The sequence below is a fragment of the Nostoc sp. DedQUE04 genome, from assembly GCF_034530995.1.
Lineage (GTDB): Bacteria > Cyanobacteriota > Cyanobacteriia > Cyanobacteriales > Nostocaceae > Nostoc.
This window is the reverse complement of the sequence record NZ_JAVRCA010000120.1, coordinates 1-11,274: the sequence shown is the minus strand read 5'-3', so window position 1 is coordinate 11,274 and position 11,274 is coordinate 1. Positions and strand designations below refer to the sequence as shown.

The window sequence follows — 11,274 nt, the reverse complement described above, 5'->3', positions numbered from 1 at the left end:
ATTTGTCATTTGTCATTTGTCATTTGTCATTTGTCATTTGTCATTTGTCATTTGTATACAAAGGACGAGGGACAAATGACCACTGACAATCAACTGATTATCGACTAATCGCCCTTCTTTTAAGCTCAGGGTATTTGCGGGTTAGAAATTGCTAAAAAAGCTACTTTAGCTGCGGCTTGTTCGGCGGTTTTGATCGATCGCCCCTTACCTTCTCCTAGTTTGTTTCCGTGCAGCCACACTTCAGCCAGGAAACGTTCTTGATTGCGATGCGGTTGAGTGATTTCCACAACCCGATACTCTGGTAAAACTTTAAATTGCGCCTGAGTCCATTCTTGGAGAGCAGCTTTGTAATTAAGTCTGGCGGGATCGAGGCGAATTTCTGTTGCTAATTGGTGAAAGTGGGGATCTAGCCAAGAGCGAATCAATTCTAGATTTTGAGTACTTAAGTAAAGCGCACCCAAAACTGCTTCAAAAGCATCTGCCAGTCGTGACTCTAGACCAACTTTATCGGCGGTAGCACTGCCAGCGACTAGTAAGTATAACTCCAAACCATAAACTCTGGCCAATTGGGCGAGAATGCGATCGCTTACCAATACCGAACGAATTGCCGCAAAATCCCCTACTGGACAATCGGGATAATTTTCCCATAACACAACAGCCGACACCAGCCGCACCACTGCATCGCCAACAAACTCTAGCTGTTCATAATTTGCCGAATCAGAGACAGTGGGATGAGTTAGCGCTAAATCCAGCAGTTCCCACTTTATAGGTGCTTCTAGCGACAAACCAAATTTTTGGACTAAACTTTCAAGTTGCCGTTGACGGCGTGGATAGGCAAGGGGCATTGCATGATAAGGGGACAGGGGACAGGGGACAGGGGGCAGGGGAGGCAGGGGGAGCAGGGGAGGCAGGGGAGGCAGGGGAGGCGGGGGGCAGGGGAAGGTAACTAGCTATCTATATTTAATTTATATTCCTAAAGTTCTTGGACTATTACTCTAACAACTTTTCGCTACTTCTCTCTATCTAGCTTCTCTTGGATAGCTTGACGACAAAATTCAGGAGGATCGTCCTTAGCTTTTACCTCTTCCTTCATTTCTTTGGTGACACGCAAATGTAGATATTCAGTTAGTGGTCGCTCTCTGTCTGTGGTGAACGGCTTTAAGTTATCTGGATTACCTTTATTTTTAGACATTGTAGAGAAATACAAATAAATTTATTCTCCACGTGTATATCAGTAGAAAATGTTAACTAAATATACATGGATTTTATCGTGCTGACCTACTTACTTCCTTTTATTTCTATCTAGCTTCTCTTGGATAGCTTCTCTACAGAATTCAGGAGGGTTATCTTGTTGCTGCACTTCCTCTTTCATGGATTTTGTCATACGTAAGTTCATCTTCTCAGTCAGAGGTTCTTCCCTGTCAGTTTTGAAACCATAATTTTTAATATCTGGATTACCGCGATTATCTTTAGACACTTTACGTTACTTAATAAAGCTGTACTAATGTGGAAGCGTATTGAATAATGATTAATTGGTGGATGAAACTTTCTGAGGGTATGCATCCACCGATTCCCACTTTTACAAGAGGTAACTCTATTTTATGTTTACGCGCACAGAATTAGAAGTTAAAAGCTTGAGAGCGTTACGCGATTTATGTCTGATACAGTACGGCATCCAAGCAATAGGAAACCCTGCCGATAAGGCATCCTACATTAATGCACTCCTAACTTTCCCTGTTATAGCCTGCAAGCAAGTGTCAGAAAATAAAGGATTGAAGCCTCCTATGCTTTCTCAAGTAGAAGCGCTAGAAGCGACACTAGAAGCTATGGGAACACCGACACCAGAGCAGTCAGCATTGCTCAAGGTGACGATGGAGGGAAGGAAGTTAGAGTACCCTGCACGTTACAGTCAAGAGAAACTGTTTGGACTCTATCGGGTTAAATGGCATTTGGATACAGCATTAGAGATATTGGGAATGCTTTAAATGCTTTAGATGATGAATTAGCGATGTCTACGACGAGCTTCTCTACGAGACGCTACGCGTAGCAAGATCCCAAAGGGTACGCTTACGCACAAAACCCGTACAAAAAATAATAGAGTACAAACCGTGAAAGGTTCATACTCCATTAAAGGGGAGAGAGCAGGACATAAGCCGGGTTCTGTTCTCTTGCGAGGGCAGTTATCTATCTGGGACGTTTGTTACCAAACGCCTCAAGCGGCTCTCATTGAGCGGAACTGGTAAAAGACCAACCATAGTTCCTATCGCCTTGCTCCCAACCGGGGTTTACCGAGCCAGCACCTCTCGATGCTGCTGGTGCGCTCTTACCGCACCTTTGCACCCTTACCAAACAATTTTGAATTTTGGATTTTGGATTTTAGATTCAATCCAAAATTTAAAATCTAAAATCTAAAATTGATTGGCGGTATCTTTCTGTGGCACTATCCTCACGATCGCTCGCACTGGACGTTATCCAGCAAGTTTGGTCTTTCGGGAGTCCGGACTTTCCTCAAACCAGTAACTATGACCGATCTGCAACCGCCTGCGCCTACTCTCTCCTTAAATCCAGTGTACCCGGTTAACACAAGGGGTTGACAGGTTATTACTTTTTTTTATTCCAAGGTAGAGCGTAAGTCCAAGGTAGTTTCCTGACTGTGAAAGGACAATTGATAATGCTAATAGGAGGAAAATCACGACCTGGAGCTAGACCTAGACGCACTTCAGATATCCTCAACACTAATTGCAGGGAAAAATCCAACTCTTTTTTTCTGTTAATAAAATCGTTGTACAACTTTTTTTGCCCTTTTTGTAGCCCATTGATATCAATTAGTGGTTTTTTTGCTAAATAGGTTCCAGCTACTTGATCGCGCTGGAAAACATCTTCTGCTGTCACTGTTTCAGAAAGTGTTTTCTTGGGAGCAATCAGGCTAGGACTTTGGGGTACTGCTAAGTCGCGGGTTAAGTCTGGTGATTTCCGAATTACGCGGCGCGATTGCTTACTATGTTCAACAACTAAAGAACTATTGTCCCAGTCAACGTATACGGCAACATTATCTGATTTATTTTCAATGCTAATTCCTAAATCTTTCAAATCGTCAATTGGGTATGAAGATTTGAGTTTAAAGGAAATTCCAATTTTATCGTCGAGATTTTGTTCTTTGAGTTGTTCGTCAACAGTTCCTTTTTTAAACTCAAATTTTACTTGATCATCGATGGATTCAATCATGCGGTTGAAAACATAAGAGACACCGATAATATAAATCGTCAAAACTACTAAATTTTGGTCGCTACTCCTCATAACTCAAAAATCTTAACTCCCGGTGCTAATGAATATATATTTGACTCATCGCTAATCTACAATTTTTAATTGCGCTTGATTACTACAGAATTTTGCAGCCACCCTCTTCGCCAAAAAAATAATAGCAAACTAAATGCGATCGCTAACATCAATGCCCAGCAAAGTGGATAGCCCCAATACCAATTCAACTCAGGCATATTATATGGTGATTTCTCTGTATTGAAATTCATACCATATATTCCGGCCACAAAAGTCAGGGGAATAAAGATCGTTGAAACTATCGTTAGTACCTTCATGATTTCATTCATTTTATTACTTACTGCCGAAAGGTACACATCCATTAATCCAGATGATAGTTCTCGATAAGTTTCTACCATATCCATCACTTGTACAGTATGGTCATAACAATCTCGCAGGTAGATTCGTACTTCTTCAGAAATCAAATCGGGAGCATCTCGAATTAAGGAATTAATTGCATCCCGCTGGGGCCAGATAGCACGACGTAGTTGCAGTAATTCTCGTCTAATTTGATAAATATTTTGCAGTGTTTGGGGAGTAGGTTTAACTATTACTTCCTCCTCTAACTCTTCGATTCGCTCGCCATAAAGCTCCAGGACTGGGAAAAAGCCATCAATAATTGCATCTAATAGAGCATAAGCTAAATAATCTGCTCCCTGTTTACGGATGATACCTTTGTTTTTTTCAATTCGCGATCGCACCGCTTCAAAGCAATCATGTTCTGGTTCCTCTTGTACTGTCAGTAGATAATTTTTTCCTAATATCAAACTCACTTGTTCGCTATAAAAACCACATGTTCTTTCCTTTGGTACTACCATCCGGGCAATGAAAAGTAATTGATCTTCATAATCCTCTGTTTTAGGACGCTCCGGTACATTAACTACATCTTCTAAAACTAGAGGATGTAACTTAAAAATGTTACCCAATCGTTGTAATATATCTTGACTACCTAAACCTTGTACATCTACCCAAGAAACCGATTCCGATTCCAGATAAGAGACACACTCCTCTGGAGTTTCTATTTGTTCGCGAATGAAATTGGTTTGGTTATAGTCAATCAAAAAAATTATTGGTGGTGGAGCATCTGCATCAATAAAAATGGTTCCAGGTATAGTCCCTGGTTGGTGATGGAACTCGTCTTCATATAGCTTGGTGAGTATTTTAGGAAGGCGACGTAATTTTCGTGCCATGCAATATTACCTAATAGTCATTTGTCATTGGTCATTGGTCATTTGTCATTTTTCATTAGTAAATAACAAAGGACATAAAAATAACTTACATAACTCAGACGTTATTTTGCAAAAATTAATATAAAGAGGTCATCACCCAGATTTTATCTGACGAATTACGAATTGGTATAACATATTGCCTTTGAATCAGCAATGCTACAAAAAACAGTTTGCCTTGGCAAGACAAACTGTTTAAAAAATATTTATCTGGATCAGCAGAAATTAGAACATACCCATGCCGCCCATGCCACCCATGCCGCCCATACCGCCCATACCGCCCATACCGCCCATATCAGGGGCAGGAGCAGCGGATTTCTTCTCTGGCTTTTCAACAACGATCGCTTCGGTGGTTAAGACCAAACCAGCAATGGAACCAGCGTTTTGCAAAGCTGAACGCACAACTTTGGCAGGGTCGATAATACCAGCAGCAATCAAGTCTTCAAATTCGCCAGTAGCGGCGTTGTAACCAATGTTGAAGTCGCTATCCCGGACTTTCGAGACAATTACAGAACCTTCAGCACCAGCGTTGTCTGCTATTTGGCGCAAGGGGGCTTCTAGCGCTCGTTCGACAATATCAGCCCCAATTCTTTCTTCGTCATTTTCTAGGGTGTTTTTAATCGCTTGTACTGCCTTAGCTAAGTGAATTAAGGTTGTTCCACCACCAGGAACAATACCTTCTTCTACAGCAGCTTTAGTAGCGTTGAGCGCATCCTCAATCCGCAGCTTACGGTCTTTGAGTTCGGTTTCGGTTGCCGCACCCACTTTAATCACTGCCACGCCGCCAGCGAGCTTGGCGATGCGTTCTTGCAGTTTTTCTCGATCGTACTCAGAATCAGTTTCTTCTAACTGTCTGCGAATTTGACCAATCCGCTTTTGTACCTCTGGCTTGGTGACACTACCAGCAACAATTGTGGTGTTTTCTTTGTCAATGGTGATTTTGCGGGCAGTTCCCAACGCTTCTAAAGCAGCCGTATCCAAGCTTAAACCGATTTCTTCAGAAATCAACTGTCCATCGGTGAGAATCGCAATATCTTCTAACAAAGCTTTGCGGCGATCGCCAAACCCAGGCGCTTTAATTCCAGCTACGGCTAGTACACCGCGCGCTTTGTTCACCACCAAAGTTGCCAAAGCATCACCTTCGACATCTTCAGCGATAATTAGCAAAGGCTGACCAGAACGGGCAACTTTTTCTAAAATTGGCACTAAATCTTGGATGCTGCTGATTTTTTTATCTGTCACCAAGATTCGGGCGTTTTCAAATTCGACGATTTGCCGTTCGTTGTTGGTGACGAAGTAGGGAGAAATATAACCCCTGTCAATCTGCATCCCCTCAACTACTTCTAGTTCAGTTGTCAGGGATTTAGATTCTTCAACGGTAATTACACCATCTTTGGTGACTTTTTCCATTGCTTGAGCTAACATTTGACCAACTTCTTCATCGTTACCAGCAGAAACAGTGGCAACTTGAGCGATCGCACTTCCTTCTACTGGCTTGGCTATTTTGGCAATTTCTTCTACCAATGCCTCAATAGTTTTGTCGATCCCGCGTCTCAAGCTCACAGGGTTACTACCTGCCGCAACGTTCTTCAAACCTTCTCTAATTAAGGCTTGTGCTAAAACTGTGGCGGTGGTTGTCCCATCTCCAGCGACATCTTTAGTTTTTGAGGCCACTTCCTGGATGAGTCTTGCACCAGTATTTTCCAAAGGATCTTCTAATTCAATTTCCTTGGCAACAGTGATACCATCGTTGACAATTTGAGGTGCGCCAAATTTTTTCTCTAAAAGGACATTGCGACCTTTGGGCCCCAAGGTGATTTTTACGGCATCGGCAAGGGCGTTAACACCCCTTTCTAGAGATCGCCGCGATTCCTCGTCAAATGCAATAATTTTCGCCATGTTTGATTTCTCCAGCGCTTCCATTAGACAATTTAGCACTCACAGCGCCAGAGTGCTAATCTCTCAAGCGGCTCAAGTTACAAATGGAAATAAAAAAATTGATTAATATACAGGTGATGCTCATATTAGATACTGGCAGTAATGCTTGAATTGGGAGATGAATCTAGACAACTCCCTTAAGTCCCTTGGTATTGCCGACCCTAGCGGCACCGGCTGGTTGGCAGTAGTATTTACGTTCCTCTTGGCTTGGCTTGTAACTTGGCGTTTAATTCCGACAGTACGCAAATTCGCCTTGCGGGTAGGTTGGGCTGACCAACCCAACGCACGGCGACTCAACCGAGAACCTTTACCCAATGCCGGGGGGCTGGCTATCTACGCGGGCGTGATTGCCGCGCTGGTATTAGCTAGCCTTTTACGACCGATCGAACTCCAAAACGTATTGGCTCAGGTGCTCACTATTCTGTTGGGGGGTTCGATATTAGTCCTGGTGGGCTTTATTGACGATCAGTTTGGCTTACCGCCCTCTGTGCGATTGTGGGCGCAAATTGTCACAGCACTGTTACTGGTAGCTAATGGTATCAGTGTCAAAGTCCTGTTTGGCACTCCCATCGACTCGCTTCTGTCCATGTTGCTAACAGTACTATGGGTAGTAGGGATTACCAACGCCATCAATTTGATGGATGGTATGGATGGCTTGGCAGGAGGAATTAGCTTTATCACCGCCATGAGTTTGTTGGGCGTTGCAGCTCAATTTAACAATCGTGCGGCGGCAATCTTAGTTCTCGCAGCTTTGGGAGGTGCTGCACTAGGATTTTTGCGCCATAATTTCCATCCATCACGAATTATTATGGGTGATGCCGGAGCATACTTTTTTGGTTATGTGTTGGCAGCAACTAGTATTTTAGGGAAACTGCAACAAAACACAATTTATGCCCTAATTCCCACGGTTTTATTTCTATTATTACCGGTGCTAGATACCACTCAAGTATTTGTGCGGCGGCTACTAGCAGGAAATAACCCTCTGAGTACTCCTGGCAAAGACCACCTGCACCACCGCTTACTTGCTTGGGGACTCTCCCAGCGCCATGCTGCATTTACCCTTTGGTCAATTACCTTAGTTTTCAACTTGCTAGCGATGAGAATACAAGGTATGAGTTTGGCTGTGATGCTGACAACCGCCAGTAGTATTATCCTACTTTTGGGCTTTACAGTCTGGCAAAGGATACGCCAACAGCCTTAGTTGCTTGTAGGGTCGGCATTGCAGTGCTAGCCCTACTATGTTTATTCAATTCACCAAAAATTCAAGCTTGAGTTAAATTGTCTTGCAGCCAAACAACTAAATCTCCTTCTGTGGAAAAATCCAACAGTGCCTCGGCTAGATTTTCAAGCTGTTCGATAGATAACTGGCTGATGCGCTCTGACAATTGCGGATTCAAATTACCAATGCGTCGTCGTAACTGGCGCATGACTAGCTCTAGAGTTGTTTCCTGCTTGAGTTCCTCATAAAGTCTAGTCGTTTTGATATCAAAATCACCGAGTCCAAACATTTTTACCAACTCCTGACGACTGATACGCGGTAGTTTGTAAACTACAATTGTTTCTATTAAATCTATCACTTTTTTTTGAAGTGCTTTATCGCTCAGTTCCGAACGTGTCTTTGTAATCAAACTTTTGACTAATATGGGAGTTTGTTTTTTATTTACAATTACTAATTTGATAATACCAACTCCTAAGGAATATTCAGTTACTTCTCCAAGCTCGTTTAGATATAGCCTCGTTACAAGTTGGCTTTCGAGTAAGACTCGATACGGTTGGACTTGGGTTGGTTCAAGGCTGCGGCGAGGGAATATAACTACTGCTCGCCAATCTGAAGTAGGTGCGTAAAGTCGTAAATACAGAAATATTTCTGAAAATAAACGAGCATAAAATTCATTATCTTTTTGAAATTGAACCTCTACAAAATAAATCGGCTGATGATTAGTGTCAGCAACAGGAAGAAAGACCCCATCAATGCGAAATGCTGTTTGCTTTAATTCTACTGAAGCGAAATTATATGCATTTGCTTCTGATGGTTGCAGATTAATTAATTCAAAAAAAGCACTGGGGAAAGTTTGAAATAAACGATAAAAAATAGAGTCTGTTTTCATAACTAATCTGTCAAATTTTATTTAATAAGTTCGTAGTTGGCTCTTTAGCGCCAACTACGAAAAATCGCTACCCTTCAACTATTTAGGCCATTACCATACCGCCATCGACGTTAAAGACTTGTCCAGTGATGTAGGCGGCGGCGGGATCGGCGGCGAGGAAGCGCACCATTCCTGCGACTTCTTCGGGTTGACCGAAGCGGCCGAGTGGAATGTATTTCAGAATATCTTCGGGGTTGTTGAGATCGCTGGTCATGTCGGTGGTGATGAATCCAGGAGCGACGGCGTTAACGGTAATGCCACGAGTAGCGAGTTCTTTGGCAACGCTTTTGGTGAAGCCGATTACACCTGCTTTGGCGGCGCTGTAGTTTGACTGGCCTGGGTTGCCCATTTGCCCAGCAACAGAGGTAATGTTGATAATCCGCCCCGATCGCTGCTTCAGCATAATTTTACTGGCGGCGCGTGTACATAAGAAAACACCAGTGAGATTCAGGTCTATCACTGCTTGCCAATCTTCTGGCTTCAAACGCAAAAGCAGTGTGTCGCGCGTAATTCCTGCATTGTTGACCAAAATATCCACACGCTTAAACTTTTCCATCACGGCGTTAACTAGTGTGTCTACTTGCTCAATTTTAGAAACGTCTGCTTGGATCGCGATCGCCTGACCTCCGGCTGCTGTAATTTCTGTAACAACTGCCTCAGCAGCTGCACTGGAACTAGCATAATTGACAACTGCGATCGCTCCTTGTGAAGCTAATTCAATTGCGATCGCTCGGCCAATTCCTCTTGATGCACCTGTGACAATTGCGACTTTATCTTGTAATAGCGTCATTTAATGTTCCTCAATCTTAGAAATACCGCGCTAATCATCTTATGGCGATTTCGGGAACATCTGAATATTGTCTGGATAATATCTAACTCTTGCGGGGTGATAATCTTGCTGTCATGCTGCAAGTTAGATAGCTAATAGATAAAGTTATATAGGACTCATATTTGATTTCTGAAAAAACTCAGTACACCTTTATTTCTATCTTCCCAGTCCCCATTACCCCTTATCCCCTTCAGGGGCCCCACCATCCCCAGTCCCTAGTCCCCGATCTTTACGAGTAATCAGGAATCAAATAGGATTGCTATACGTCGTATTTAGCTAGATATAGCTATGCTGAATCAGACGCGCTAAAACAAGATCCTCACCTTCATAAAAGTTATCGAGAAGCTGCGATTTGCAATTCTCACAAATCAAATAAGATTCCTATATAACTCGAATAACAATAATTAACGTTTTACTCTGATTAAATATCTATAGTTACTTCTCTGTAAATAGATGAATAACTATAACTAATATATTTGCCTGACTAGATAGACTAGAAAGTGTTGCATCTACAGCCTTCGTAGACATCACTCTTGTGAAAGGCTCTATAATGATTTGGTCGATCGTGATAGGTTGAAACACATATTTAATACAGATGCACAACCTAACATAATATACGGATTTTATTATAATTATTTAATATTTTTGGCTGGCTAATCATCCTCATATTAACTAATCTAATCTTTTACTAACAAAAACCCATGAACCTATACCGATTTTATTTTATAAGAACTACTATTGAAACAAACAATTGAAAATCGGTGTGTGTCACATGGCAACGAAAAAGCAATTTAACAGTTTTGAAGATATGCTGTCTGCTTCTGATGTACCTGTATTAGTAGATTTTTATGCTGACTGGTGCGGCCCTTGTCAGATGATGGTGCCAATTTTAGAGCAAGTCAATGCCCAACTTAAGGATCGCTTAAGGATTGTCAAAATCGACACGGAAAAATACACAGATTTGGCTACTGAGTATAAAATTGCTTCTCTTCCAACCTTAGTACTGTTTAAGCAGGGTCAGCCTGTGGAGCGGATAGAGGGAGTGATGCAAGCACCGCAGTTAGTGCAATATCTCCAAACAAAGATTTAATAACCACTTAGAATTTTGATTTTAGTTCTTAGAGGCGCGAAATATCGCGTCTCTTTCAATAGATAGAGAATAATCTGCGCCCATATTAATCAAATCACTGTTTGGTTGAACTTCTAAAAGCTATAAGACTCCTATTTGATTGCATGAAAAAACTCTGTATAACTAAGGCTGATTCCCTACTCCCTGCCTCTGGCGCTTACGCTGTACTTTGAGGATCGCGTAAATAGGTTTAAAAATAAAATCGGATTGCGATAAAACCTTAAGTAAATGTTAAGCATATTTACTTATATGTCAAGAGAAAGTAGTTTAGAAATTGAGAAGACTATATTGTATAGATATAACAAAGTATATTGACAAGTAAGACCATATATGAATAGAAAGCAACAAAGACCTGACAAAGCCTATATTTGGGCGAATATTGATTTTGATAAGGTTAGAAATAGAATAGATGCGGTGACTTGCCAGATTGAGCGGGTTATACAAAAGCACCACCTTTCAAATCAAACTGCTAAATCAGGTAAAAGAAATAATTAGGTTATCTGTGGGGCGATACCTACGATGATCTACATCTACACAGTTTATTTTTATATAGCCTGCACTTCGGTCATTCGGTAAGCTCAGTCACCACCATAGACTATCACACTATAGCAATCTGATTTGATTTCTGAATTAATCGTAGGGACTAGGGACTGGGGACTGGGGACTGGGGACTGGGAAGAAGGAATAAAG

The 11,274-nt window shown here is 41.9% G+C and carries 12 protein-coding genes and 1 other RNA gene; 4 read left to right on the top strand and 9 right to left on the bottom strand.

The features are described 5' to 3' along the window. Window positions 1–125: 125 nt before the first annotated feature. The 3 genes from rnc to RM049_RS38545 all read right to left on the bottom strand — a co-directional run bounded on the left by rnc (window position 126) and on the right by RM049_RS38545 (window position 1,477). Window positions 126–845 carry a ribonuclease III gene (gene rnc, locus RM049_RS38555; protein ID WP_322708006.1) on the bottom strand — a complete coding sequence of 240 codons (720 nt, stop codon included), beginning with the start codon at window positions 843–845 and terminating at the stop codon, window positions 126–128. Window positions 846–1,009: 164 nt separating this feature from the next. Continuing rightward, window positions 1,010–1,192 (bottom strand): hypothetical protein, encoded by a 183-nt coding sequence (locus tag RM049_RS38550; RefSeq protein WP_099104126.1) that lies wholly within the window; start codon window positions 1,190–1,192, stop codon window positions 1,010–1,012. Window positions 1,193–1,282: 90 nt separating this feature from the next. Continuing rightward, window positions 1,283–1,477 carry a hypothetical protein gene (locus RM049_RS38545; RefSeq protein ID WP_322693778.1) on the bottom strand — a complete coding sequence of 65 codons (195 nt, stop codon included), beginning with the start codon at window positions 1,475–1,477 and terminating at the stop codon, window positions 1,283–1,285. A 124-nt stretch (window positions 1,478–1,601) separates the two neighbouring features. On the opposite strand from RM049_RS38545, the gene RM049_RS38540 reads away from it, so the two are divergent. Beyond that, window positions 1,602–1,985: a hypothetical protein gene (locus tag RM049_RS38540; protein WP_322670350.1), complete on the top strand. Its 384-nt coding sequence runs from the start codon at window positions 1,602–1,604 to the stop codon at window positions 1,983–1,985. A 148-nt stretch (window positions 1,986–2,133) separates the two neighbouring features. Here the strand turns inward: RM049_RS38540 and rnpB are convergent. The 4 genes from rnpB to groL form a co-directional block, all read right to left on the bottom strand. Continuing rightward, an RNA gene (gene rnpB, locus RM049_RS38535) (RNase P RNA component class A) lies at window positions 2,134–2,555 on the bottom strand. Window positions 2,556–2,601: 46 nt separating this feature from the next. Next, entirely contained in the window at window positions 2,602–3,297 is a 696-nt protein-coding gene (locus RM049_RS38530) for a hypothetical protein (protein WP_322670351.1), read from the bottom strand. A gap of 65 nt (window positions 3,298–3,362) precedes the next feature. Then, window positions 3,363–4,505, bottom strand: coding sequence for a magnesium/cobalt transporter CorA (gene corA, locus RM049_RS38525; RefSeq protein WP_322708005.1), 1,143 nt, complete (start codon window positions 4,503–4,505; stop codon window positions 3,363–3,365). A gap of 261 nt (window positions 4,506–4,766) precedes the next feature. Next, a complete protein-coding gene (gene groL / locus RM049_RS38520) occupies window positions 4,767–6,440 on the bottom strand; it encodes a chaperonin GroEL (RefSeq protein WP_322670353.1) in 1,674 nt (557 codons plus the stop codon). A 157-nt stretch (window positions 6,441–6,597) separates the two neighbouring features. On the opposite strand from groL, the gene RM049_RS38515 reads away from it, so the two are divergent. After that, the gene (locus RM049_RS38515) at window positions 6,598–7,680 is read left to right on the top strand and encodes an MraY family glycosyltransferase (RefSeq protein WP_322670354.1); all 1,083 of its coding nucleotides are present in this window, start codon (window positions 6,598–6,600) and stop codon (window positions 7,678–7,680) included. A gap of 61 nt (window positions 7,681–7,741) precedes the next feature. Here the strand turns inward: RM049_RS38515 and RM049_RS38510 are convergent, their stop codons facing one another. After that, window positions 7,742–8,587 carry an Rpn family recombination-promoting nuclease/putative transposase gene (locus tag RM049_RS38510; RefSeq protein ID WP_322708004.1) on the bottom strand — a complete coding sequence of 282 codons (846 nt, stop codon included), beginning with the start codon at window positions 8,585–8,587 and terminating at the stop codon, window positions 7,742–7,744. Between the two features lie 82 nt (window positions 8,588–8,669). Further along, window positions 8,670–9,416: a 3-oxoacyl-[acyl-carrier-protein] reductase gene (fabG, locus tag RM049_RS38505; protein WP_322700654.1), complete on the bottom strand. Its 747-nt coding sequence runs from the start codon at window positions 9,414–9,416 to the stop codon at window positions 8,670–8,672. An 811-nt stretch (window positions 9,417–10,227) separates the two neighbouring features. On the opposite strand from fabG, the gene trxA reads away from it, so the two are divergent. Both trxA and RM049_RS38495 read left to right on the top strand, forming a co-directional pair. Beyond that, the gene (gene trxA / locus RM049_RS38500; RefSeq protein ID WP_322670357.1) at window positions 10,228–10,545 is read left to right on the top strand and encodes a thioredoxin; all 318 of its coding nucleotides are present in this window, start codon (window positions 10,228–10,230) and stop codon (window positions 10,543–10,545) included. A 369-nt stretch (window positions 10,546–10,914) separates the two neighbouring features. Continuing rightward, window positions 10,915–11,079 carry a hypothetical protein gene (locus RM049_RS38495; protein WP_322708003.1) on the top strand — a complete coding sequence of 55 codons (165 nt, stop codon included), beginning with the start codon at window positions 10,915–10,917 and terminating at the stop codon, window positions 11,077–11,079. Window positions 11,080–11,274 lie beyond the last annotated feature (195 nt).

What these genes read in the sequence shown, in the direction of transcription:
- groL (WP_322670353.1), bottom strand. Translation starts at nt 6,440, where the DNA reads ATGGCGAAAATTATTGCATTTGACGAGGAATCGCGGCGATCTCTAGAA.
- RM049_RS38510 (WP_322708004.1), bottom strand. Translation starts at nt 8,587, where the DNA reads ATGAAAACAGACTCTATTTTTTATCGTTTATTTCAAACTTTCCCCAGT.
- RM049_RS38530 (WP_322670351.1), bottom strand. Translation starts at nt 3,297, where the DNA reads ATGAGGAGTAGCGACCAAAATTTAGTAGTTTTGACGATTTATATTATC.
- rnc (WP_322708006.1), bottom strand. Translation starts at nt 845, where the DNA reads ATGCCCCTTGCCTATCCACGCCGTCAACGGCAACTTGAAAGTTTAGTC.
- RM049_RS38550 (WP_099104126.1), bottom strand. Translation starts at nt 1,192, where the DNA reads ATGTCTAAAAATAAAGGTAATCCAGATAACTTAAAGCCGTTCACCACA.
- RM049_RS38495 (WP_322708003.1), top strand. Translation starts at nt 10,915, where the DNA reads ATGAATAGAAAGCAACAAAGACCTGACAAAGCCTATATTTGGGCGAAT.
- corA (WP_322708005.1), bottom strand. Translation starts at nt 4,505, where the DNA reads ATGGCACGAAAATTACGTCGCCTTCCTAAAATACTCACCAAGCTATAT.
- RM049_RS38540 (WP_322670350.1), top strand. Translation starts at nt 1,602, where the DNA reads ATGTTTACGCGCACAGAATTAGAAGTTAAAAGCTTGAGAGCGTTACGC.
- RM049_RS38515 (WP_322670354.1), top strand. Translation starts at nt 6,598, where the DNA reads ATGAATCTAGACAACTCCCTTAAGTCCCTTGGTATTGCCGACCCTAGC.
- fabG (WP_322700654.1), bottom strand. Translation starts at nt 9,416, where the DNA reads ATGACGCTATTACAAGATAAAGTCGCAATTGTCACAGGTGCATCAAGA.
- trxA (WP_322670357.1), top strand. Translation starts at nt 10,228, where the DNA reads ATGGCAACGAAAAAGCAATTTAACAGTTTTGAAGATATGCTGTCTGCT.